Source organism: Zhongshania marina (genome assembly GCF_002915595.1).
GTDB lineage: Bacteria > Pseudomonadota > Gammaproteobacteria > Pseudomonadales > Spongiibacteraceae > Spongiibacter > Spongiibacter marinus_B.
Window position 1 is genome coordinate 107501 of the sequence record NZ_PQGG01000024.1, and the last position, 1319, is coordinate 108819.

The 1319-nt window shown below is 51.8% G+C and carries 2 rRNA genes (1 of these 2 cut by a window edge); both read left to right on the top strand.

The features are described 5' to 3' along the window. Nucleotides 1–970, top strand: a 23S ribosomal RNA gene (locus C0068_RS10450); it begins 1930 nt to the left of the window's first position. Nucleotides 971–1201: 231 nt separating this feature from the next. Continuing rightward, nucleotides 1202–1317, top strand: a 5S ribosomal RNA gene (rrf, locus tag C0068_RS10455). Nucleotides 1318–1319 lie beyond the last annotated feature (2 nt).

Sequence of the window (1319 nt, forward strand, 5' to 3'; positions counted from 1 at the left end):
GAAATTCCTTGTCGGGTAAGTTCCGACCTGCACGAATGGCGTAATGATGGCCACGCTGTCTCCACCCGAGACTCAGTGAAATTGAATTTGCGGTTAAGATGCCGTATACCCGCGGCTAGACGGAAAGACCCCGTGAACCTTTACTATAGCTTCACAGTGGACTCTGATATTACTTGTGTAGGATAGCTGGGAGGCTTTGAAGCGTAGGCGCTAGCTTACGTGGAGCCAATCTTGAAATACCAGCCTGGTACTGTTGGGGTTCTAACTCTGGTCCATTATCTGGATCGAGGACATTGTGTGGTGGGTAGTTTGACTGGGGCGGTCTCCTCCCAAAGAGTAACGGAGGAGCACGAAGGTGCGCTAAGCATGGTCGGAAATCATGCGGTTAGTGTAATGGCATAAGCGCGCTTGACTGCGAGACTGACAAGTCGAGCAGGTACGAAAGTAGGTCATAGTGATCCGGTGGTTCTGTATGGAAGGGCCATCGCTCAACGGATAAAAGGTACTCCGGGGATAACAGGCTGATACCGCCCAAGAGTTCACATCGACGGCGGTGTTTGGCACCTCGATGTCGGCTCATCACATCCTGGGGCTGAAGCCGGTCCCAAGGGTATGGCTGTTCGCCATTTAAAGTGGTACGCGAGCTGGGTTCAGAACGTCGTGAGACAGTTCGGTCCCTATCTGCCGTGGGCGTTGGAGATTTGAGGAAAGCTGCTTCTAGTACGAGAGGACCGAAGTGGACGAACCTCTGGTGTTCGGGTTGTCACGCCAGTGGCATTGCCCGGTAGCTACGTTCGGACGGGATAACCGCTGAAAGCATCTAAGCGGGAAGCCTCTTCCAAGATTAGATCTCCCTGGGGCCTTGAGCCCCCTAAAGAGCCGTTCAAGACCAGGACGTTGATAGGCAGGGTGTGTAAGTGCTGCGAGGCATTGAGCTAACCTGTACTAATTGCTCGTGAGGCTTGACCATATAATTAAGTGGTTTAGCTATCACAATGAAGAAACTGCAGCGGATTGTTGCAAGGTGAGTTGGAGACAACTTACACACGAAAGAAAACAGTGTTTATATCAGCTTAGCCCGATATTGTTCCAGACAATATCAGGCACTTCCTCCATCCGTGGAGGTCGTTTACCGCCCTATTTGGATTAAATGACGCAGCACGCAAGTGCGTAAGACACCTCATTTAGCCAAGCCAGTTTGCCTGGCGACCATAGAGACATGGAACCACCTGATCCCATCCCGAACTCAGAAGTGAAACGTGTCATCGCCGATGGTAGTTTGGGGTTTCCCCATGCGAGAGTAGGTCATCGCCAGGCTT